Origin of the sequence: Providencia sp. PROV024, assembly GCF_032709665.1 — a bacterium.
In the GTDB taxonomy this organism is placed as follows: Bacteria; Pseudomonadota; Gammaproteobacteria; order Enterobacterales; family Enterobacteriaceae; genus Providencia; species Providencia huashanensis.
Genome location: NZ_CP120545.1, coordinates 3,319,201 through 3,340,969, shown reverse-complemented (window position 1 = coordinate 3,340,969; position 21,769 = coordinate 3,319,201). Strand labels below are relative to the sequence as shown.

At 42.5% G+C, this 21,769-nt stretch carries 26 protein-coding genes and 1 tRNA gene; 22 read left to right on the top strand and 5 right to left on the bottom strand.

The window, feature by feature from the left end; genetic code table 11:
- Positions 1-768: 768 nt before the first annotated feature.
- The 5 genes from fruA to folD form a co-directional block, all read right to left on the bottom strand.
- On the bottom strand, positions 769-2,463 hold the full coding sequence (fruA, locus tag P3L56_RS15535) for a PTS fructose transporter subunit IIBC (RefSeq protein ID WP_210831715.1): 1,695 nt from the start codon (positions 2,461-2,463) through the stop codon (positions 769-771).
- Between the two features lie 11 nt (positions 2,464-2,474).
- Positions 2,475-3,419: a 1-phosphofructokinase gene (fruK, locus tag P3L56_RS15530; RefSeq protein WP_042845343.1), complete on the bottom strand. Its 945-nt coding sequence runs from the start codon at positions 3,417-3,419 to the stop codon at positions 2,475-2,477.
- Positions 3,416-4,588, bottom strand: a complete 1,173-nt coding sequence (gene fruB / locus P3L56_RS15525; protein ID WP_166686108.1) for a fused PTS fructose transporter subunit IIA/HPr protein — start codon at positions 4,586-4,588, stop codon at positions 3,416-3,418. The genes fruK and fruB overlap by 4 nt, the downstream gene beginning before the upstream one ends.
- 411 nt (positions 4,589-4,999) lie before the next feature.
- Positions 5,000-5,212 carry a ribosome-associated protein YbcJ gene (gene ybcJ, locus P3L56_RS15520; protein WP_071548520.1) on the bottom strand — a complete coding sequence of 71 codons (213 nt, stop codon included), beginning with the start codon at positions 5,210-5,212 and terminating at the stop codon, positions 5,000-5,002.
- 17 nt (positions 5,213-5,229) lie between these two features.
- Complete coding sequence (folD, locus tag P3L56_RS15515) at positions 5,230-6,087, bottom strand: bifunctional methylenetetrahydrofolate dehydrogenase/methenyltetrahydrofolate cyclohydrolase FolD (protein WP_042845338.1); 858 nt, start codon at positions 6,085-6,087, stop codon at positions 5,230-5,232.
- A gap of 187 nt (positions 6,088-6,274) precedes the next feature.
- On the opposite strand from folD, the gene P3L56_RS15510 reads away from it, so the two are divergent.
- The 22 genes from P3L56_RS15510 (at position 6,275) to P3L56_RS15405 (ending at position 21,766) form a co-directional block, all read left to right on the top strand.
- Positions 6,275-6,351: transfer RNA gene (locus P3L56_RS15510), tRNA-Arg, on the top strand.
- Positions 6,352-6,516: 165 nt separating this feature from the next.
- Positions 6,517-7,728, top strand: a complete 1,212-nt coding sequence (locus tag P3L56_RS15505) for a tyrosine-type recombinase/integrase (protein WP_270103640.1) — start codon at positions 6,517-6,519, stop codon at positions 7,726-7,728.
- Positions 7,729-7,946: 218 nt separating this feature from the next.
- Positions 7,947-8,861 carry a hypothetical protein gene (locus P3L56_RS15500; protein WP_270103639.1) on the top strand — a complete coding sequence of 305 codons (915 nt, stop codon included), beginning with the start codon at positions 7,947-7,949 and terminating at the stop codon, positions 8,859-8,861.
- Between the two features lie 117 nt (positions 8,862-8,978).
- On the top strand, positions 8,979-9,197 hold the full coding sequence (locus P3L56_RS15495; RefSeq protein WP_270103638.1) for a helix-turn-helix transcriptional regulator: 219 nt from the start codon (positions 8,979-8,981) through the stop codon (positions 9,195-9,197).
- Entirely contained in the window at positions 9,197-9,592 is a 396-nt protein-coding gene (locus P3L56_RS15490) for a hypothetical protein (RefSeq protein ID WP_270103637.1), read from the top strand. Before P3L56_RS15495 ends, P3L56_RS15490 begins: the two co-directional genes overlap by 1 nt.
- A 12-nt stretch (positions 9,593-9,604) precedes the next feature.
- Positions 9,605-10,198, top strand: coding sequence for a Bro-N domain-containing protein (locus P3L56_RS15485; protein WP_270103636.1), 594 nt, complete (start codon positions 9,605-9,607; stop codon positions 10,196-10,198).
- Positions 10,198-11,358, top strand: coding sequence for a host cell division inhibitor Icd-like protein (locus P3L56_RS15480; protein ID WP_270103635.1), 1,161 nt, complete (start codon positions 10,198-10,200; stop codon positions 11,356-11,358). The genes P3L56_RS15485 and P3L56_RS15480 overlap by 1 nt, the downstream gene beginning before the upstream one ends.
- Positions 11,355-11,549 carry a hypothetical protein gene (locus P3L56_RS15475; protein ID WP_036983497.1) on the top strand — a complete coding sequence of 65 codons (195 nt, stop codon included), beginning with the start codon at positions 11,355-11,357 and terminating at the stop codon, positions 11,547-11,549. The genes P3L56_RS15480 and P3L56_RS15475 overlap by 4 nt, the downstream gene beginning before the upstream one ends.
- Positions 11,546-11,725: a hypothetical protein gene (locus P3L56_RS15470; RefSeq protein WP_036983499.1), complete on the top strand. Its 180-nt coding sequence runs from the start codon at positions 11,546-11,548 to the stop codon at positions 11,723-11,725. The genes P3L56_RS15475 and P3L56_RS15470 overlap by 4 nt, the downstream gene beginning before the upstream one ends.
- The gene (locus P3L56_RS15465; protein ID WP_036983530.1) at positions 11,722-11,931 is read left to right on the top strand and encodes a hypothetical protein; all 210 of its coding nucleotides are present in this window, start codon (positions 11,722-11,724) and stop codon (positions 11,929-11,931) included. Before P3L56_RS15470 ends, P3L56_RS15465 begins: the two co-directional genes overlap by 4 nt.
- Entirely contained in the window at positions 11,928-12,512 is a 585-nt protein-coding gene (locus P3L56_RS15460) for an ORF6N domain-containing protein (RefSeq protein ID WP_270103634.1), read from the top strand. The genes P3L56_RS15465 and P3L56_RS15460 overlap by 4 nt, the downstream gene beginning before the upstream one ends.
- Positions 12,509-12,682, top strand: a complete 174-nt coding sequence (locus tag P3L56_RS15455) for a hypothetical protein (RefSeq protein ID WP_165906921.1) — start codon at positions 12,509-12,511, stop codon at positions 12,680-12,682. Before P3L56_RS15460 ends, P3L56_RS15455 begins: the two co-directional genes overlap by 4 nt.
- Positions 12,682-12,876 (top strand): hypothetical protein, encoded by a 195-nt coding sequence (locus P3L56_RS15450; RefSeq protein ID WP_036951649.1) that lies wholly within the window; start codon positions 12,682-12,684, stop codon positions 12,874-12,876. The genes P3L56_RS15455 and P3L56_RS15450 overlap by 1 nt, the downstream gene beginning before the upstream one ends.
- On the top strand, positions 12,876-13,097 hold the full coding sequence (locus tag P3L56_RS15445; RefSeq protein WP_036983501.1) for a hypothetical protein: 222 nt from the start codon (positions 12,876-12,878) through the stop codon (positions 13,095-13,097). Before P3L56_RS15450 ends, P3L56_RS15445 begins: the two co-directional genes overlap by 1 nt.
- Positions 13,094-13,690 (top strand): hypothetical protein, encoded by a 597-nt coding sequence (locus P3L56_RS15440; RefSeq protein WP_270103633.1) that lies wholly within the window; start codon positions 13,094-13,096, stop codon positions 13,688-13,690. Before P3L56_RS15445 ends, P3L56_RS15440 begins: the two co-directional genes overlap by 4 nt.
- Before the next feature lie 12 nt (positions 13,691-13,702).
- Positions 13,703-14,047: a hypothetical protein gene (locus tag P3L56_RS15435; RefSeq protein ID WP_270103632.1), complete on the top strand. Its 345-nt coding sequence runs from the start codon at positions 13,703-13,705 to the stop codon at positions 14,045-14,047.
- On the top strand, positions 14,044-16,779 hold the full coding sequence (locus tag P3L56_RS15430) for a TOPRIM and DUF927 domain-containing protein (RefSeq protein ID WP_036983503.1): 2,736 nt from the start codon (positions 14,044-14,046) through the stop codon (positions 16,777-16,779). Before P3L56_RS15435 ends, P3L56_RS15430 begins: the two co-directional genes overlap by 4 nt.
- 408 nt (positions 16,780-17,187) lie before the next feature.
- A complete protein-coding gene (locus P3L56_RS15425) occupies positions 17,188-17,640 on the top strand; it encodes a ProQ/FINO family protein (RefSeq protein ID WP_036983504.1) in 453 nt (150 codons plus the stop codon).
- Positions 17,641-17,842: 202 nt separating this feature from the next.
- Complete coding sequence (locus P3L56_RS15420) at positions 17,843-18,016, top strand: 3-hydroxybutyryl-CoA dehydrogenase (protein WP_080675951.1); 174 nt, start codon at positions 17,843-17,845, stop codon at positions 18,014-18,016.
- Positions 18,017-20,410 (top strand): hypothetical protein, encoded by a 2,394-nt coding sequence (locus tag P3L56_RS15415; RefSeq protein ID WP_270103631.1) that lies wholly within the window; start codon positions 18,017-18,019, stop codon positions 20,408-20,410.
- Between the two features lie 184 nt (positions 20,411-20,594).
- Positions 20,595-20,960, top strand: coding sequence for a hypothetical protein (locus tag P3L56_RS15410; protein WP_270103630.1), 366 nt, complete (start codon positions 20,595-20,597; stop codon positions 20,958-20,960).
- 413 nt (positions 20,961-21,373) lie between these two features.
- Complete coding sequence (locus P3L56_RS15405; protein WP_036983508.1) at positions 21,374-21,766, top strand: terminase small subunit; 393 nt, start codon at positions 21,374-21,376, stop codon at positions 21,764-21,766.
- The last annotated feature ends 3 nt before the right edge of the window (positions 21,767-21,769 follow it).

Below are 21,769 nucleotides of genomic sequence, written 5' to 3'. Positions count from 1 at the left end.
CCATCACTTGGCTACTTGGGTCACATACTTTTGTATGCTCCCCAAGTTATCCGCTTTCGGCGCCTAGCCACAATACGAACTATTTAGCGTATTAATAAGTGTTAATTTCACGCTGTGGCGGTGTTGCCATCACTTGGCTACTTGGGTCACATACCTTTGTATGCTCCCCGAGTTATCCGCGTTCGGCGCCTAGCCACAACGCGAACTATTTAGCGTATTAATAAGTGTTAATTTCACGCTGTGGCGGTGTTGCCATCACTTGGCTACTTGGGTCACATACCTTTGTATGCTCCCCGAGTTATCCGCTTTCGGTGCCTAGCCACAATACGAACTATTTAGCGTATTAATAAGTGTTAATTTCACGCTGTGGCGGTGTTGCCATCACTTGGCTACTTGGGTCACATACTTTTGTATGCTCCCCAAGTTATCCGCGTTCGGCGCCTAGCCACAACACGAACTATTTAGCGTATTAATAAGAATCAACTTCACGTTGTGGCGGTGTTGCCATCACTTGGCTACTTGGGTCACATACTTTTGTATGCTCCCCAAGTTATCCGCGTTCGGTGCCTAGCAATAACATTAAATATTCAGCATATTAATATAAGTTTTATTTCAAATATAAATTGAGTTAAAAATAAAGCGTTAGATATTTAAGCGGTTAGGTAGTGATATCTAACCGTTTTTATTTTGTTCTAGATAAAAGCCCCCCAATTAAGGGGGGAATAAGACTACCAACAGGGACTAGGAATGGAACTTAAATTGGTATGACTAAGCGATACTTGCCATTTCTTGTTGAGCTTCTTTAGGGGTTGCTTTTTTGACAATGGCATAAAGCACACCTGAAACCACTGTGCCAACTACTATCGCGAATAAATACATCAATACATGATTAATGGCTCCGGGTATTAACAGCACAAATAGACCCCCGTGAGGTGCCATCAACTGAATACCAAAGTACATGGATAACGCTCCAGTTATTGCGCCACCAATGATACAAACAGGGAGAACACGGATAGGGTCTTTTGCTGCAAAGGGAATGGCTCCTTCAGAAATAAAGCATAATCCTAGAACAAATGAAGCTTTGCCTGCCTCACGTTCCGCTGGAACAAATTTATGACGAGCCAAAAAGGTTGCAATACCCATTGCTAGAGGGGGAACCATTCCTGCTGCCATAATCGCTGCCATTGGCGCATAAGTTTGTGAACTTAACAGTCCCACACCAAAAGCATAGGCAGCTTTATTGACCGGGCCTCCCATGTCAGTGCACATCATTGCACCGAGAATCGCCCCTAAGATCACGGCATTGGTGGTTCCCATCGTATTTAGCCAGTTTGTTAGCCAATCCATTAACCAAGCGACGGGATGCCCTATTACATAGATCATGGCTAGGCCGGTCACTAAGGTAGAAATTAGTGGCACGATTAAAATTGGTTTTAGTGCCTCCATTGTTTGCGGTAATTTTAATCGAGTACTAATAAAATGAGCACTGTAACCCGCAAGGAAGCCAGAAATAATTCCACCTAAGAACCCAGCACCTAAAGTGGTTGCAAGTACACCGCCGACTAGACCTGGCGTTAAACCAGTCCTATCAGCAATAGAGTAGGCGATATAACCGGATAGCACTGGCACCATCAACGCGAGAGCTGTTTGTCCACCAATTAGGCTAAGTGCCCAAGCCAGTGACCCTTCAATGTTGGAAGCGTCCAAACCAAACGCAAATGAGAGTGCGGTGCACAGACCTCCGGCAACAACCATCGGAAGCATATAAGACACTCCAGTGAGTAAGTGTTTATATATTCCACGTTTTTCATTGGTTTTATGTGATTGCGAGGAGGGGGTTCCACATTGTGGCGTGAATAGACTCGCTTCTTCTATAGCTTTATCCATTACTTGAGCTGTTTTTTTCAATGCCGCACTGGTGGAGGTGCGGTACATTTTTTTCCCCGCAAATTTATCAACATTGACTTCAATGTCTGCCGCGACGATAACAAGATCGGCCCGTTCTATTTCTTCTGGTGTAATTTCGTTTCCTACACCGACGGAACCTCGAGTTTCTACTTTTATATGCCAGCCACGTTTTTTGGCTTCAGTTTCAAGAGCTTCTGCTGACATATAGGTATGTGCAACCCCTGTAGGGCAGGCGGTAACTGCCAGAACAGATAGAGGAGATGAATGAGAAGGTGCTGAAGCATTTTCTGTTAAGAATATAGCTTGGCTAAGAGCTGCTGAAAGAAATTCAGCAGGTTGCCTAATTGCGTGCTCAGGAAGGCCAAAATAAACTTTTTTATCAATGTAAGGAAAGTTATCAGGTAGTTGATTTTCAAAACAAATGATAATATCGGCATCTGAAAGTTGTTCTGTAAACGTAATATTTTGGCTAGCAGATATTTTTTTTAAGGCATCAATAGCCAGCCAGACAATAGCAGGACCTTGTTGATGACTCGGAGCGATTAGTATTTTCATCATGTTTACCCTTATTCTACTGTAAACGGCTGTAAGTCAATTTGAGCCATCATGCGTGCAAGTTGAGCTCTGTTAGTAACACCGACATTAGGTTGTGAGACTGCGAGTGCGGATACCGCTGTAGCAAGACGTAAGGTATGTTCACTAGTTTGGCTCATTAATAAGCCATAGATTAGCCCGCCAACCATGGAGTCTCCGGCACCAACAGTACTGATAACTTCGCATTTAGGTGGTTTTGCAAACCAAGCCCCTGATGCGTTAACCCACATAGCACCTTCTTCACCCAAAGAAACGACAACATGGGCAATACCTTGCTGCCGGAGCTGATTCGCGGCCTCAACAATTTCTTGATGGGTAGATAGTGCTCTGCCTGCCCAAATTTCTAATTCACGGTGATTGGGTTTGACTAGCCAAGGTAATGCTTTTAAGCCTGCGACAAAGGCTTCGCGGCTACTATCAAAAATCACACACATGCATTGTTCACGCAGGCGGCGCATCCATTGGGTAAAATCATTTAAGTCGACGCCTTGAGGTAAACTTCCGCTAACACAAATCATATCGAATTGCCCAGCCCAGCTTAGTGAGTCTGTTACGAAACGCTGCCAATCTGCTTTGGTAATGCTAAAACCTGAAAAATTGAAATCAGTCACAGACCCAGCTTGCTCTGTGAGTTTCACATTAATTCGTGTACGTCCTTCAACGACTTGGAAGCGATTCGCGATACCCGTTTCACTAAAGACTTTTTGAAAGCCATCTTGGTTTTCTTTTCCTAAAAAACCACCGACGGTGACATCAATATCTAAATTTTTAAGTACTTTGGCGACATTGATCCCTTTTCCTGCTGCGTGAAGACCTGCAGTTTTAACTAAATTCACATCACCACGATGGATATCAGTTAACAGACCAACTAAGTCATAAGCTGGGTTTAAAGTGATAGTTGCAACTCTTCTACTCATGGAATTTGTTCTCCAAGTCCGGAATTAATGGCTTCGCCAATCGTGCTTATCGCTTGCTGTGCATCAACTCCTTCTGCGTGAATTCGTAAACGATGGCCACATTTAGCGCCTAAACTGACTATTTTCATTAAACTACGCCCATTAACAGGTACAGCTGTCCCATCAAGGTTACTGACGGTGATTGTGCTTTCGAATTTTTTAATAGTGCTGACTAACAGGGTACTTGGACGAGTATGCAAGCCATGTGGATTCATAATGGTAAAATCTTGAGTGATCCCAGACTGGCTTGGTTCTATAAGTGAATCGGAGGGGGAAGGGGAGTTTGTGTTTTGTTCATTTGTAAAGCGTGAAACTAAAGAGTTAACGTTATCATTTTTTAAAATATGACTGATTTGTTGGTTTTGTAATAACTGACTTACTTTTGATAGAAATGACTCAACTTGGTTATTCGCATAAGAAATGGTGATTAAGGCTTTGACTGGATGCTCTTGAAAATGAAAGGTGTTTTTGGCGACCGATAACGCAATACCATTTTGAATGTTCCCAACAGGGCTATCACTTAGCCAAATACCTTGTCCAAGGTAATAAGGTGTTTCAGTGAGCACTTGCGTAATAAAGTCAGTACTCACTATTTGGGCATTTTGTAGGTTAATAATATTTTGTATCTTCAGTGTATTAATATTATCTGCATGGGCATTAATAGTAACCATCGTATCGTCAAATTTTAATGGCTGAATTTGGCTTTCTCCCATTAATAATTGCTTTAGTGCTTTAGGTGTATTTGCCTTTACCATTGCTTGCGCAATATTTTCATCACTAATAACGTGGGTCAATTGGCGAAGCAATTCTAAATGTTCATTAGATTGAGCAGCAATACCAATGACAATGTAAGCAGTTTGCCCATCGCCCCATTCAACACCATGAGGAAATTGGAATACAGAGAAACCCGTTTTTAATACTTGGTCTCGAGTGTCTGTTGTCCCATGGGGAATAGCAATCCCATTGCCTAAAAAAGTGGGGGCTTGCAGTTCTCGATTAAGCATCCCTTGTACATAACCACTTTTAACATAACCTGAGTTTTCTAATGCTAGAGCCACTTGTTCAATGGCACTCTTTTTGTCAGTTGCTGATGCAGCAAGATGGATATCATTAATTGATAGGCTAAACATAATTTCTCCTGATTATTTAGTGATAACCGGACCAGCCAGAAAGAATGCTTACGAGCAGATCTGATTGTTTGTTAATCATGTTATCGTTAACAACGATAGCTGAATCGTTTAGTCTTGTCTATGGAATAGAAGAAAATTATGTTGAAATTGAGATCTAAGTTAAATTTTTTAACTTAAATAAATACGTTTTATAAGGAGAGTTTTATTGCGAGCTGAAGTGTTGCTGAAATTATTTTATTATCAGAAACAAAGAATAATGTTTTTTTTAAAAGGCAGGGGGCAGGGGGTAAAAAATATCTCAAAATAAATTGTTGATGGTTTACTTGGAAATGAGCTAACAGATAAAGGGTTGTTATGATGGGGGTAAAGAGGGAGGTGGGTAAGCTGAATGGCTCAGCTTACCCAAATAAACTATTCTTCAACTCTGACTGTTTCACTACCCATTGAAACGGTTTTTCCAGCCAAAATTTTGCAGCGTTTACGTGTTTCAACGACGCCGTCGACTTGTACTAAGCCATCAGCAATCATTGCTTTAGCCATTGCGCCACTTTCAGCCCAGCCTTGAATTTTTAGCAAATCGCACAGTTCGACGTGCGGATGCCCATCAAGATTGAAAATTTCCATTGTTGCTCCAGATTACATTAAATATCGTGGTACTCTTCACACGCTTGTAACGTGTTTTGAATCAGGGTTGCTACGGTCATTGGCCCAACTCCACCGGGAACGGGGGTTATCCAAGATGCGCGTTTTGACGCCTCATCAAAATCAATATCCCCTGTTACTTTACCATTTTCTAAACGGTTAATACCAACATCAACAACGATAGCACCAGGTTTAATCCACTCTCCTGGAATAAAATTAGGCTTACCAACCGCAACAACAAGTAAGTCCGCATTGCGCACATGTTGTTCTAAGTCTTGGGTAAAACGATGGGTAACGGTTGTGGTGCAACCTGCTAATAGTAGCTCTAGGCTCATTGGGCGACCAACGATGTTAGATGCGCCAATAATAACGGCATTTAAACCGTGTGTATTGATATTATAGCGTTCTAGCAACGTAACGATGCCCCTTGGTGTGCAAGGGCGTAAGCGAGGTGCTCGCTGGCAAAGGCGACCCACATTGTAGGGGTGGAAGCCATCAACATCTTTGTCTGGATGAATGCGTTCAATAACTTTAACGTTATCAATGCCCGCAGGTAATGGCAATTGAACTAAGATCCCATCAATTTGGGTATCTTGGTTTAAATCGTCAATCAGTTTTAGTAATTCCGCTTCTGACGTTGTATCAGGTAAATCATAGGAACGCGAAATAAAACCGACTTCTTCACAAGCACGACGCTTACTGCCAACATAGATTTGCGAGGCAGGGTTGGCACCGACTAAAATAACGGCAAGCCCTGGAGCGCGTTTTCCTTGTTCTAAACGTAACTGTACTTTTTGGGCAACTTCTTGCCTAATTGTCTGCGCAATCGTTTTCCCATCAATAATTTTTGCTAACATCTGTAACTTAATCCATATATGAGACACGGTAATATCTCTATTTTGTCAGAACTTCACACTATTGTCAGTTCAAACTGTTACATAAATTGAGCATCTAGTAATTTTAGTAGCGAAAAGCCATTGACTCGGCGCTCAGCAACCGTATAATTCAACGCCATCAGCCATATAGGCTACCTGCATTATCAATGCGCCCTTAGCTCAGTTGGATAGAGCAACGGCCTTCTAAGCCGTAGGTCACAGGTTCGAATCCTGTAGGGCGTACCATTCTCAAGTATTTCAACGTCTACAATAGCCCATAAAACCCTTATAAAATCAGTATCTGCAAGAATACATAGTATCCCAAGGTCTACTCTCGTCTATTGAAATCTACAGCTATGTGGGGGCATAATTGGGGGCATTACCCCGTTCAATGAAAATCGGTGCCCCCAAATGAAGCTAACAGCCAGACAAGTCGAAACTTCCAAGCCAAAAGAGAAAGCGTATAAACTGTCTGACGGTGGTGGCATGTATTTAGAAGTTGCTCCGAATGGCTCTAAATATTGGCGTATGAAATATAGGTATGCCGGCAAAGAGAAAAGACTGGCTTTAGGTGTATATCCATCAATATCACTTGCACAGGCTAGGGCGAAAAGAGAAGAAGCCAAGCGCATATTAGCGTTAGGTGATGATCCATCGTTGGTAAAGAAAGCCGAAAAGCGAGAAAAAGAGTCTCAGGTCAACAATAGCTTTGAGAAAATCACACTTGAATGGCATGACTATAAAAAGCCGAATTGGTCGCAAGGTTATGCTGATGACTTATTAGAAGCCTTCCAGAAAGATATCTTCCCTTACATTGGTAAAGCTAGCATTACGGAAATTAAGCCACTAGACATGTTAGAAGTGCTTCGAAAGCTAGAAAAGCGCGGTGTGTTGGATAAACTAAAAAAGATAAGACAGGCATGTAACCAAGTATTCCGTTATGCAATTGTGACGGGGCGGGCAGAGTATAACCCTGCATCAGAATTAGCTGGCGCACTGTCTACACCAAAAGCAAAACACTTCCCCCATTTAAACGTTAATGAATTACCTGATTTTTTACAGGCACTATCTGTATGTAGTGGAAGTAAGATCACTCAGATTGCGACCAAGCTATTGATGATAACAGGTGTTCGTACTATTGAACTAAGAGCTGCTGAATGGCCAGAAATAGATTTCGATAAGGCTATTTGGGAAATACCAAAAGAACGTATGAAAATGCGTCGACCTCATATGGTGCCATTATCTACACAGGCGTTAGAGTTATTCAAAGAAATACAAACCATAACAGGAAAGTTTAAATATATCTTTCATGGCAGGAATGATGCTTCTAAACCAATGAGTGAAGCAGCAATAAATCAGGTCATAAAGCGTATTGGTTATGATGGTAGAGCCACAGGCCACGGATTCAGGCATACAATGAGCACCATCCTACACGAACAAGGCTATAACACTGCATGGATTGAGACACAGCTAGCACACGTTGATAAGAACTCTATTCGTGGAACGTATAACCATGCTCAGTATATTGATGGACGTAGAGAAATGCTTCAATGGTACTCTGATTACATGGACGCATTAGAGAACGGCGATAATGTTGTACACGGTAACTTTAAACGTGCTTAAGTAGCCAGCGATCGCATACTGAACCAGACAGTAAAATGTCTGGTTTTTTTTATGCTGGAACTAGTTGTTATTGCAATAAATATTTAAAATTTTACAGAAGTTATCCACAATTACCATCTGATTAGTACACTTGATAATACGCAGATATACGATACACTTTACTTTAGTATTATTTGATAGACGGTAATAGACCACATGGAAACTCAGGGAGATGAGGCGTGGATATATTAGCTAGCCGAAAATGGCTAACACTTAAAGAAACATCTCGTTTTTTAAGTAAGAAATTAAAAAATGAAATTAGATTATCTGATGTTGCGCGATTGATTGCTGATGGCGTAATTAGACCCTCAGTTTTTTTTCATACCCCAGTTTTTGTTAGAGCTGTTGATATTACAGACAGACCACTTTCTTATGTTTTGTCTGAAACAGAAACTGCTCTTTCCGATAATCGTAAGCTATTAAGCCAAGAGCCAATATTGCCTAATACATTAGTACCTCACGCCACACCTATTGATAATCAAATCATGAGAGTTTCTAGTTTATGGTCAGCTTTGCCTACAGGTATAGCAAAACATGAAGCGGAAAGAATATATTCGCAAGAAGAACAATTACCTATGCCAACACGCTCGTTATATGACATAAAAGGGATCGTCATCGCTGAACCAACAAAAAAATATCAACTAATCACTGGGTTTGATGTTGAAAAAGAGTTGCTGGAGTTAATCAAATTAAGTCAATCACAGGATGGTGAGGGAAGTGGTTTTCTTTCTGGGCATATAGAAAAGTTGAAAAATATCCGAGATGAAGTTCGCCATGGCAAAATGGAAAATAGCTTTATTCCCTGCACGAGCTTGCCTCAGAATGCATATTTTGCAATTAAGATGGAAGATATAGAATCATTTTTCTCTGAGAGTCGAGATCCCCAAAAAAAGATTTCATTAAAAACACAAAACGCACAAGCTCAATTTATTTACGGTTTACTTTTTACTAAGTATGGCAAGGATGTTGCTGATAACCCCCGTCCTCATATTGAAAATCCAAGAGGAGTAATTAGAACAGAATTCGACTCATTGAACCTCTCATTACCTAGCGGAAACGCTGTTTCTGGCTGGCTTAAAAATATTGACTCGTAATATTACGAACTATTTTTGTAATATTACGAAAACACCTAATTCAACGAAGTATATTCCATCCTGAGATCTACGAACGTCTACTAAGGCGTATCATTAACTAGATAACAGGGGGGCATAATGCCAACAGCAACAACCTTAAAAGAAAACCTCATTCGTTTACCTGAAGTTATGCGTCGTACTGGCTATGGTAAAGCGTGGATTTATCGCCTTATCGAAACAGGACAATTCCCGAAATCAGTAAAAATCGGTACTCGTTCTATTGCTTTCGTTGAGTCAGAAGTGGATGAGTGGGTAGCAAATAAGATTGCTGAATCACGTACTGGCGAGGTGGCATAATGGAAAAGAAAAACCACCCGTCACAGGCGGCTTCTCAGAATAACGTAGCATCGTCTATTCTACCAAAGAACCCACCGAAAAAACACCGCGCCCGTTTATATATGTTAGGTACAGGCATTAATGGATTTACAGAGAATGAAATATTAATTCATTGTCGTTTATCGTCAGGTCGTAATTATCCAAATGAATTGGAACGTTTATTAAATATCGAACTGGAACGCATTGATGAGCCCAATCCTGATGGTATCGGGTCACACTACCGTTACCGCTTTAAGACGGCTCAGGATGCGCAGAAGGTTATCAATTTAATCAATGAGCGCGCTGAACAAGGTAATTACCAGACGCTAGATAAAGCACTCGTAAATAACATTTTAAGCCTCTACCCGACAAAATAACGGAATAAGAAAATGAAACTAAAAAATAACAGCTTAAATGCTGGTGGATTCGCTCATCCAAAATTCAGCGACGAGACTATTTTAAATATCAACTCAGATGATATTTCCGTTATTCGATTTGAGGGGGTAGAGGTACGGATAGTTAAAATTAATAACGAGCCGTGGTTCGTCGCTAAAGATGTTTGTGATGCTCTACAATTAACTAACTCAAGGGCTGCTTTGCTGGCTCTAGATGAGGACGAAAAGGATGTAAGTTTAATTTACACCCTTGGCGGTAATCAGAAGTTGAATATTATTTCTGAGTCTGGATTTTATAAACTGATTGCCCGTAGCCGTAAGGCAACCACTAAAGGCACATTTGCGCATCGTTTTACTAATTGGGTATTCCGTGACGTAATCCCATCTATCCGTAAAACTGGCGCGTATGGTGTGCCATTCTCAGCGTTAAATGACTTTACCAAGCGTCAGCAACAATACCAAATTACAGCCTCAAAACATGGGCGTGATCTGCAATCCTGTAAGCAAAAGAAAGCTGATTTACAGCGTGAAGAACGCGAGTTGTGGAAAAAGTACCAGCCTGATTTTCTTGATGGAGAAATCCACTAATGATGGCTATTAACTTACAAATGTTTGGTACACCCAAAGCGCTGTATCAAAGTTCAAATATTAATCAATTAACACCCGATTGGGTGAATATTGCCTACCAAGAGAGTGATTCCCTACTGGCAGGTAATAACGTAAGTTCAACGTACACTAATCAGCCGATTACCGTAGCTTTAAACTACGGTATTACCGGCAACCAATCAGACAAATTTTCGTCTGGTTACTCGGTTAATATTTTGGCTCAGCAACTGGCTAAAACTTTAGCCGATGTATCAGCGAAAATTTACGCCAATCAATCACCCAAATTTACGGGAAATAAATTTGGGGAATATTTCTCAGGTCAATCAGCAAAACATTTTGCCAATCTAAAACGTGGAGAATTTACACCATTTGCTAAAGGTGGCTTTTCTCACCTTTCTAAAGAGGCTAATTATCCTCATTGGCAAGGTTTAATCGGGGTCACTACACAAGGCAGAATTGAGTTTTGTCAGTCCATAAAAAAGGAACACGAAGAGTTTTTTGAGTCCATAAAAAAGGGCAGCCAATCGGCTACCCTCGGGAACGTCGATATTGAATATCGAGCAAGTGAGAACTATGAGAATAGTATTCATCTTGTTATTGGTAAAGGTAATAACCTTGAGTTAATACAAAAATGTGCAATACATCACTTGCGCTTATGGGTGATTGTTGGCTATAGTAAAAACGCACTAGCAAAATCTAGTGCCGGAATTGGCGTTCTGAATCAGTTACTGGCGACACATGACGCGCCTTGCGTCTTTTTTTGTGTCCATGCCTACGCACACCCATTAAATGCGGTATTATATCGCGCTGAATCTATGGTGGCGGCAGCAGAGCAACCGCAAGGTTGGCTGGATTCCAGTAACTCCAGTAACGCCAACTCTACTGTCGTCACCACCCCCGAAATTGGCGTTTCTAGTGGTGACTCCTTAACAAAGTTACTGGAGATCATCGTTATGATGGCAACCCCTACCCAAACTCAATTTAAATTCCTGTTTTTGAGCATTAAACGCTCAGATACTACCGCTAAACCTTGTCGCATTGCTGTTACAGCATCGAACGAACACGATGCAAGACTCATGCTTGTACGTGATTACATTCTGTCATTCGCTGGGCGCTTACCCGCTCAGGAGGTGACAGCATGAGCGCAGATATCACTATCCATCAAGCAGCTGAAAAAGCACAACAGCTAGAACTGATTAGCCTGATGCTTCCTAATTATCCTCGCAATTTTACACCAAGCGATATCGTCGCTATTTCCTCACTTATGACGGAATTATCCGGTGATGTAGCGGCATTCTTGAACGATGTGGCAGCACAGGAGTGTAAGGAATGAGCAAACCAATTTCTTTAGATGTAGCCGCATACAAGGCACAGCAAGCCAATTCATTAATCACAACGATATTAGAACAGGCTCAAGGGAACTGTTCGAGTGAGTTGGTGGATCTCATTTCTATTGCTTGCGATTTAAGCTGTGAAATATCCGAATCCCTCGAGGAGGCGACCAAATGAAAACAATCAAATTAAAAGTTGGTCACTTATCTACCTTAGAAGAAGTCGAACACATCAACGAAGAACTCCAAGCATTATTAATCCCATTATTAACGGCTGTAGAGAATGAAGCTGATACAGATACACATTTTCTACTAAGAGCAGTTAATCGCCTTGTATGTGCTCAAGGGAAAGAAATCACTAGGTTAGCGGAGGTGATGAAATGAGACTGGTCACTATCAATGCCACCAGCCTAAGCCCATTCATGTATCAAGGTAAGCGAGTTGTGACCTTTGCCATGATTGACGAGGTACACCAACGCCCGAAAGGTACAGCAAAGCGCACATTCAACACACATAAAAAGCACTTCATTGATGGGGTAGATTACTTTTTGCTCACTAAGTACGTAATACGTACCGAGTTACCCGAACTAGAGATAGGCGGTAAGGCAAAAGAGTTAATGCTTATCACTGAGTCAGGTTATTTGATGGTTGCCAAGCCATTTACCGATGATTTGTCGTGGCAGGTTCAACGCTCAATGGTTAACAGCTACTTTCGTTTGTCTGAGTTCCCCGAAATTAAGCACATTCAAATCCCCACGCTGGCGGAACTTGAAGCCATGCCAATTAGTGAGGCTCAAAACTTGATTAGCAGTTTAGAAGCTGACTCTTATCAAGGTCACGGTAGGCGCGGCAGTTATGCCATGAACCTACGCCGCAAGGAGAAGAAAGCACTTAAACCAATGGTAATAGCCATTGAACAAGCCTCACAGCTACACATTCAGGATATGGGGGATTACCGCTCATGAGAACGTTTCAAATAGCAGGGTATGGCACAACACCGAAAGGGTTAACGCTAGGTATTTGTAAGCAGGTGATATCTGCCACCCAGAAAGACGCACAATCGCAAGTGATGCGAGAAGCGCAACGTGACGGTTTAACCGATATCCGAATTAACTATGTGCGTGAGGTGAAGTAATGACTCAGGAACAAAAGCGTGAAGTAGAAATGTTACTAGAGCCGCACCAAGCAAAAGTATTAATGCTGATTACTTTACTTTCTACGTGGCTGGAAGCAGAGGGATGCGAAGAAACCAGAAACATGATCTGGGCGGTATTGACCGTTGTTTATTCGATTAGGGATGAAATGAACGAAGCGGCAGAGGGAAAATAATGAAACTTAATTATTTTGACAGTGGCGCAGTCGCCAAAATCACCGTAACCAGCAATCTATTTCAATATAAAAAACATCGTCGCGTTGTGGAAACGGCACTACTTAAAACCCATGTAACAGCCAGCACAAAGCGCGGGTTAGTGATTAAAACAGTGATTACAGGTAAGTCCTCGCATGTGTTGAGAGCTTACAAGGTAGCAGTAGCGGAGGCGAACCGATGAATATTACAAACATTAACGCATTTGAGCACAGCGAACAGGGCGTAATTCTCATTACTACCGCAGCGAATCAAGAGGCGATCAGCTACAGCGAAGCATTGGACGCACTGAATAATGGCATCTTTGATGGCAATTTGATTTTGGGTTTTGAGTTAGTTCTCGCTATTAGTAAGGGAGAGGTTAACGGCTTCTTTAAATCTACGATTGAGCAAACGGTCATTCTTTGGCGTTGGATTGTCGCAGCCTCATTTGTTATGGAACAAGCCGATCATAACGGGTTTCATTATGCTGACGATGGGAAAGGCGGAGTGGTTACCGCCGCAGTGTATCGCAATGAGCACGCCGCTTTAACTATTTATGCCTCCAGTGAGCGAATGTTATTAGCAAATCATGTTGAGAGTATTGCTTATGAACATTATGAGCCTAAGTATGCTCCTGCAATGGCTTTACGTATGTATCGTGATTTTATCAATCTTGAGCCAAAACAAGGCTGTCGGCTATCAGATAGAGGTCGAGAGGGGCTATCGATGCTTCACGATGATCTCATTCGAATGATAGAAGATGGTGACTTTAAAGACACCGTCACCGTTCACTAGGGAGCCAATGACATGATAATCACAACCTTTAAAGTTAATTCACTGGCAAACCGGTACGCAGAGGCAATCTATCAGGATATTAAAGCCCGTAATGGTGGCGATTACTTCACAATGAACGTGGGTAATAAAGTGATTGAGGTCGCCATTAGCGACGGTGCGAAAAGTGTTCGCTTGCTGGTAGACAGTTACTTATTGAACGCCTTGAAACAAGAAAAAAAAGCATGGAAAAAAGCCGCCGTACAAGTCTTAAAAGTTTGTGTGATAAATGGCGTTATTACAGGCTACGGGCGCGAAATATGGAAAAGCATGATTAATGACATGGGTAATACTTTAGCCGAACAAGGAGAGTTTCAATGAAGCCGATTGATGTTATCCGTGATGTGAAGCTGAAAGCCAACGGGCAATGGCAAAACATATTATCTAACCTTGGGGCGGAAGTGCCCCTAAACACGCACACGGCTTGTCCTCATTGTGGCGGTAAAGACCGTTTTAGATTTGATGACAAAGACGGCAACGGCACGTTTATTTGTAGTCAGTGCGGCTCGGGTGATGGGTTGGACTTAGTTCAGCGTGTTCTGGGTGGTAGCGTGACAGAAGCCGCTTATGAGGTGGCTGGCATGATTGGTATTGATACCCGTTCAGATAATCCACCAGCCTACCGTAGCCATGAGGTAAAGGCGCAACAGGACGCATTGAAAGCGCAGCAAGCCCAGAACCAAGCTAACGAGCAGATAGAGAAGCATAAACGCTTTACAGCGCGATACAGCCGCACTATTGCCAACGCTAAAAAGGGCGAATCTGAATACCTGAAAGCGAAAGGTTTTGAGAGTACCACCGTGACCCTATTAGCCGATGGTTCGCTGATTATTCCATTGATAGACACTGACGGCACAATAACCGCCGCACAGACCATTAAACCCAATGGCGAGAAACGGCTATTACTCGATAGTACGAAGAATGGCAGCTATTACCCTATCAATGAGCCTGTAAACGTTTCTACGGTGATTATTGCCGAGGGATTGGCAACCGCCATGACGTGCCAGTTAATCCAACCAGAAGCGCACACAGTCGCGGCAATTGATGCGGGTAACTTAACTCATGTGGCTAAGGTGATGCGGACGAAGTACCCAGAGAGCCAAATTATCATTGCTGGAGATAATGACAGTAAAAATGAGGTCAATACGGGGAAGGTGAAAGCAGAAGCCGCAGCGAGAGAAGTGAGTGGCTATGTTTCAATTCCACCTTGTCAGGGAGATTGGAACGATTACCTGCAATCCAGAGAGAGGAAAGCTACTGCCTCTGCTTTCAGCGAGGGAATATATCAGCCACAAGGAGACGAGGCAATGAGTGAGATGACATTGACTGAAACGGCAAAGGAAAACGTTACTGAAACAGTAAAACCAACCGATCCAATGAAAACCCGTATTGAGTCACGTGACGATGGTGTATTTCTAGTTACACCTAAAGCGGACAAGGAAACAGGGGAAATCATCAATCATGAACAATGGCTATCAAATGCCATAAAACGCATTACAAAAGGCGTTAATGATTTGGGGCATGAGTATTTGATTATTGAATGGGGGAATAACAACGTGCAGGCAATACCGACAGGCGACATTGGAGAGCGTGAGGGATGGCGCACATTGAAAAACGCAGGGTTATTTGTCACAACCAAGTCAGGGCTAAGGCAGTCGTTTTCTGATTGGCTATTGCGGCAGCCATTCAAAGAGAATTGGAGTATCACTAATAAATCAGGTTGGCACAAAGGCGCGTACATCATGCCAGACGGCTCAATTATTGGCACGCCCGAGCAACCCATATTTTTTAACGGACAAAGCGCAGCCGCTACCGCCTACCAGACAAGCGGAACAGTAGAAAGCTGGCGGAATGGCGTAGCGCGATTAGCTAACGGAAACAGTTTTATGATGATAGCGATTGGGGCAGCACTCGCCGCGCCGATGACAAGCATTGTCGGGGCTGACAGTTTTGGGCTTCACTTATACGCACAGTCTACCGCGGGGAAAACCACCGCCGCAGATATGGCAGTGAGTTTATATGGCGAACCCGATTTACAGCGTTTAACGTGGTATGGCACTGAATACGGCATGACCAACGAAGCGGTAGCGCACAATGACGGGCTTTTATATTTAGATGAAGTCGGACAAGGGGCTGACCCTAAACACGTCTACAAATCGGCTTACACCCTGTTTAATGGCAAAGGCAAGATACAAGGCGCGAAAGAGGGTGGCAATCGTCAGGTTCAGAACTGGAAAACGGTAGCGATTAGCACTGGCGAGAAGGATATTGAAACCTTTTTATCGATGGCAGGGATTAAGGTCAACGCAGGGCAATTAGTGCGATTACTCAATATTCCAATGGAACGCGCCACTGAATTACACGGTTGTGAAACAGGGAAAGCCCACGCGGATTTAATCAAGGTGAATTGTCGTGATAGCTACGGGGCAGCAGGGCGTTACTGGATTGAATATCTATCAAGCCATAAAGACGAAGCCAAAGAAACCTACCGAGCCGCGCAGCAACGCTGGAGTAAGTTAATCCCTAGCAGTTACGGGGAGCAAGTACACCGAGCGAGTGACCGATTTGCTACGCTGGAAGCTGCCTTGTTAATGGGGAGTGTTATCACAGGCTGGAATGAGCAGGATTGTCGGGATGTGGTTCAAGCTATCTTCAACGTGTGGGTTGCAGAATTCGGTACAGGCAACAAAGAGTTTGAGCAAATCAAAGAGCAAGCCGAAGCGTTTTTAAATGCTCATGGATTAAGCCGTTTTGCGCCCATTCCTTATGACGTTCGGGATCTGCCGATTAGAGACCTTGCAGGATATAGGAAGAAAGGCAGTAACGAGGATGACCCGATAATCTTTTATACCTTCCCATCCGCCTTTGAGAAAGAAATCGCGGCAGGGTTTAACTACAAGCAATTTGCTGAGGCGTTAAAAATGGCTGGCATGTTAACACCGCCCACCAGTGGGAGAGGTTATCAACGAAAAAGCCCACGCATAGACGGACGGCAATTTAATGTTTACGTTTTGCAATTCGCACCAGACAGCACCGAAGAAGATAACAATTGAGTAACAACTAGCGGAGGGATGAAAATCCCATGATATTTTTTTCATGTGCGTGATTTTATCGTTTTAGTGTTGGTTCAGTTGGTTCAGTAGATAAGTTTTACTGATTTATAAGGAAAAAACACCATTTTTTGAACCAACACTGAACCAACAAAGGGCTGTTTTGAACCGACAAAGTGACATTTTGAACCGACACTCAAGGTTGGAGAATTTCTTCACTGGTTGGCATGTTTAGGTTTGATGTTGGTTCATCCGTTAAAAATGTTGGTTCAAACAAGGGTAATGTTGGTTCAGTATTTTTAAATAAACACTTTAAAAACAATCATCTTTACAAATTGAACCAACTGAACCGACTGAACCAACACCTGATCGCGTATTTAATAGAAAAGTTTTTTTGAGGAAAAAGAGAGAATGAGCCGAGCGACTTTATCATTAAGAAAAGATAACAATAACGTAACAAATCCACCAGCGACGAACACACCAAAAAGCATACAAGCTAAAATGCCACAGGAAGCCCCACAGCAAGCGAAAAAGAAAAATAAGGTAGATGTTCATGCGAGGAAGAAACAGCACCGTATCGACCGCATAGCGCAGCACTGGACGCTATTCAGTGAGCCAGAAGCCAAGCCGCTAATGATTGGCATCAAGGAAGCTATGATTGCTGAGATTAAAGATAAAGGGCTGGATATCCCAGAGTGCCACATTAAACAGGGATTACGCTCATACATCAGTCGCAAGGCGTATTTGAAAGCCCTTACTCTGGGCGGCAATCGGTTTGATATGCACGGGCAACCTAACGGAGAAATCACACCAGAACAGCAAGCCATAGCAGAACAAACGCTGGCGGAATGGAACGGAAAGTAATACCGCAATTCAAAATCAATCATCACATACAAGACAAAAGCCGACTCAAATAGTCGGTTTTTTTGTTGTCTTATTTCCATAATATTGAGCGCGAGTAGAAAATATTTCTATTTATACGTCCAGTTATAGCAATAATTTATTGTTTATTTTTTAATCTGAATTAAAATTGCAGTGTATATAAAAACAGGGTGGATAAATAACCATGAGCAAGCAAAAAAGAACGTTCAAAGCTGTATCAATTGATAGCGAGATTTTGGAGCGTATAGAGAAGTTTCGCCAACAACGTGCGGAAAAGGACTATTTAATTAATGAAGCTCCGATGACGCAACTAATTAGAGGGCTACTCAATGAGGCTTTACGCCGTGAGGGGGTATAAATGGCAACGTTAATAGATACATTGCTGGTATCGCTGAAACTGGATTCGGCGAGTTTTGCCGCCGATGCGAAGAATGCGACGAATGAGAATGATCGGTTATCGAAATCTATCGATTCATTAAACGACGTACTAGGCGACGTTAACGAAACGCTCAAGGGTACAAAAGAGCAGCAGAAAAAAGCGAAAGAGCAAACAGACGAGTTCGCCAAGTCAGTCAATAACGGAATTAAAGCCCTCGCTACACTATTTAGCACAATCTTAGTTTCATCAGGGCTACAAAAACTCATCGACGATACCGCCAAAGCTAACGATCAGCTTAATTTCATGAGTAAAAATCTAGGCGTTAATGCGACGACTGTTAAACGCTGGCAAGGTGCGGCAGAAATGGCAGGAGGCAGCGCAGAGGGCATGGCTGCCAGTATGGGCGGATTAAGCAAATCATTGTGGGATTTGGCTACAATGGGGGATACTTCAATCCTTCCGTACTTTAACGCGCTGAATGTGGGGGTGATGAAAAATAGCGGAGAGCTAAGAAACCTCGATGATATCTTGCTGGATGTCGCCGATAGCCTGTCTCAGATGTCCAGACCTCAAGCCTATAACTTCGCTAAGAATATGGGCTTTGACGAAGGCACGATAAATATGTTGCTACAGGGGCGGAAAGAGGTAGAGGAATATCTAGCCTTACAAAAAGACATCGTGGTTTCGTCTGAACAAGAGCTAGAGATTAGCCGGCAACTGAATAAGCAAAATGCGCTAGTAGGTCAGCAATGGGAGGGATTAAAGACGCTACTGGCTAATTATGTTATCCCTTATGCGCTGAAATTCTCTGAGCTAGTGTCTGGCTTCCTGAATTACCTGAATAAGAACCGAGATACCGCCGTCATGGTGTTTAAAGCTATGGGGGCAGTGATAGGCATCACCCTCATACCCTTGGTATTAAAAGCCGCGACAGCGTTCCTAGGCATGTTTGGGGCTATCGGACTTATGCCAGCAGCACTACTTCTGTTGGCTGGGGGGCTATGGCTGCTCTATGATGACTTCAAGAAGTGGAAAGAAGGCGGCGAATCATTACTTGGTGAGTATTGGAAAAAGTGGGATAGCACGATCACCCCAATACTGAAAAAACTGGAAGAGTTCGAAAAATGGTTCAAAAAAACGGAGATTGGCAAGTGGTTTACCGACCAAGAGGGAAATCTTGATACTTGGAAAGTGGCGCTAGGCGGGTTTGCTTTGTGGTTCGGAACTAAATGGGCTGCTAGCCTATTAGCAACGCTAGGTAAAGTAACCAAAGGCATTAAAGGCGTTGGGGTTGCGGCAGGTAACGCATCAAAGCTCGCAAAAGGCGCTGGAATGATAGGCGCGACATATATTGGTGCTGAGTTAGTAGATGAAGGGCTGAATAAACTGTTTGGCAAATATGACGCATATCAGCGTGCCAGAACCGCGCCAACGTGGGGGTATTTCTGGGATTCATTTTCAGGAGGTGGCGGAGATGCTTACTGGAAAGATGGCAAGTGGATTGATAACAGAGGTAAAGGAAACGGTCAGTTATTATCTAGTGATACATTGGATATACCAACAGGAGATGTAACAAGGGATTCTTTAGCTGCCAGAGTTACTAGAGGAGAACTTTCATTAGATCAGGCTAATGAAAAGTTAGTTGGTGGCAAGAGTGATGATATAAACGTTTCATCAAAATATAAGGATAGAGGATTAAGGTATAACAGTCCATTAAACCTAGCCTATGCAAAACAGAAAGGCGCATCAAATGACGGTAACGGATGGGCTAAATTTGATAGTCCTTATGATGGAATAAGAGCCAGTTCTAGACAGCTAATGATGTACTACAATGGAACATCAGCAGCAGCGGAATATAAAAAGTTACAAACTGTCTGGGATATTATCCATCAATGGGCACCAAAAGGTCACGGTGATAATGACCCTGCTGGATATTCAAAAATTGTCGCTGATAGAATGGGGGTTGGTGTGGACTCTGTTTTAGACTTGAATAATCCGACTGTCATGCATTCCTTGATCAAAGAGATGTCGAAAGTAGAAAATAGCAATAAATATCCATATTCGGATGCTCTATCAATGGCTGCCATTCAAGGTACTGGCGATCCTATTCAGAACGCTATTAGCAATATCCAATCATTCAACAAACAGATATCAACGCCTTTTGCAGCGGGTGTGAGTGGTTTGGCTAAGGGGTTTTTAGATCAATCAAATGCGCTTAAATCACAAGCCCAAACAATCACAAATAACAAAACGGATGTTAACGTAGGGGGAATAACAGTACACACCACTGCTTCAACATTATCAGGGGTTAATGAATCGGCAGCTGAAGAAGCTACGCGGAGAGTTTATCAACTAGTTCCAACAATGAACTAATTAACTTTAAATAACCTATACCCAATGGCACAATTAATTAAACCAAATTCAGAGAGAATGTAAAATGTTTAAACGATTGTTCATTGGGATAGTATTCAGCATTACAACATCAACAATTGCGAACGCTGGTAGTGGGTTATATCGAGATGAAAACTTTAACCTGAATTCATATCAAGGGGCGTATATGTGCAATATATACCCAATGCCAAATGACATAACTAATTGGTCAGAATATACAGATAAAGTTATTGGACAGGCGAATGTAGTTGTTGAAAACCAAGAAGGCGGAACGGGAAAGCATGTTTTTGTAAGTCTAAATAATGGTAAAGAACTTAATACGCCTTTATTGCCATTGCTGGAAAAGGGATCATCAGGAACTATCTATGGAAAGAAAAACAGCACTTTTACAATGATGTATATTCTTAACGCGGAAGATGGGGCGCTAATTGCTATCCAGGATAAGCGCAAAGGGAATGAACTTAGCGTTTTGCTTGGCGGGTGTAACTTACTCCGAAATCAGGAAGAACCAGCCCCAGCAGACCCACAGTAAATATAACGTTATAGAGATTGAGCACATGCAGCAAAGTATTAAGAAAAAACGCAATCGCTACTTTAACGGTACGCCAACAACGCGCCTAATCGTAACGTGTGAGCAATCCGTTATTGACGCAGTAGACGAGCATATATTGATAAACTATATCAGGGCTGGCAATCGTGCAGAGTTCGTGAGACAGGCGATAATTGAGAAGTTACAGCGTGAACTTTGATGATTAATGGAGAAGTACGCGCACGCGCGAGAAAATCCAGACTTTCGAGACCAGTACGCGCGCGCGAGGGAATGATGATTTTCGGGCACGTTAGCGGTTATTTATTCGTATCGTAAAAAGTAACTTTGATGATTAATGGAGTCCATAAAAAAGGGCTGAATTAGCGACAAATATAGACATTAAATGAGGGGGCTAGATGCTAACAACTAAACAAGAAAATTTCTGCCTTGCCTATATTGAGACGGGCAACGCAAGCGAAGCCTATAGAACGGCATACGACACGGCAAAAATGAAGCCTGAATCAATCAACAGGAAAGCTAAAGAGCTATTGGACAACGGCAAGATTACGGCAAGGGTGAACGAGCTACAGCAAGATATTAGAACAAAGCACGATATTACCGTTATGATGTTATTGGATGAGCTGGAAGCGGCTAGATTGAAAGCCCTGAATGCTGACACGCCTCAAGCATCGGCAGCAGTAGCGGCAACGATGGGGAAAGCCAGATTGACAGGGCTGGATAAGGTTCTGGTTGATTTAAGTGCCAATGTGAAAGTAGAGACACGCTCAATCAAGGATATTTTTGATTAAATA